Genomic DNA, 458 nt, shown 5'->3' on the forward strand with positions numbered 1-458 from the left:
GTCGACGGCAGCTACGGCTGCGGCAGCGGCAACGACTCGATGACCGTGGCCGGCACCGTGGCCGGCACCGGCACCATCGACCTGTGCGGCGGCGACGATCGTCTGACCCTGCAGGATGGCGCGGTGCTGAACAACGCCATCGACGGCGGCCTGGGCGGCAACGACAGCCTGGTGCTCGACAATGCCGGCCAACTCGATTTCGATGCCGGCAACACCGACGGTTTCGAACTCTTGCGCAAGACCAACACCGGCACCGCGACGCTGAGCGGCAGCCAGAGTTTCACCGGCGGCACCACGATCGACGGCGGCACGCTGGACGTGGACGGTGCGCTGGAGACGCCGACCGTCGCCCTGGCCGACGGCGCCACGCTCAACGTGGACGGCGCCGTGCAGGCCGGCGTCGGCAGTGCGGCCGCGCTGAGCGGCGATGCCGGCATCAACACCGTCCGGGTCGGCGC

At 71.0% G+C, this 458-nt stretch carries 1 protein-coding gene; it reads left to right on the forward strand.

Annotated elements, in window-relative coordinates; genetic code table 11:
* Positions 1-458: autotransporter-associated beta strand repeat-containing protein (locus TX83_RS17515; RefSeq protein WP_141233554.1), on the forward strand; the 458-nt coding region annotated here is incomplete at both ends.

The organism is Lysobacter antibioticus HS124, from assembly GCF_000336385.2.
In the GTDB taxonomy this organism is placed as follows: Bacteria; Pseudomonadota; Gammaproteobacteria; order Xanthomonadales; family Xanthomonadaceae; genus Lysobacter; species Lysobacter firmicutimachus.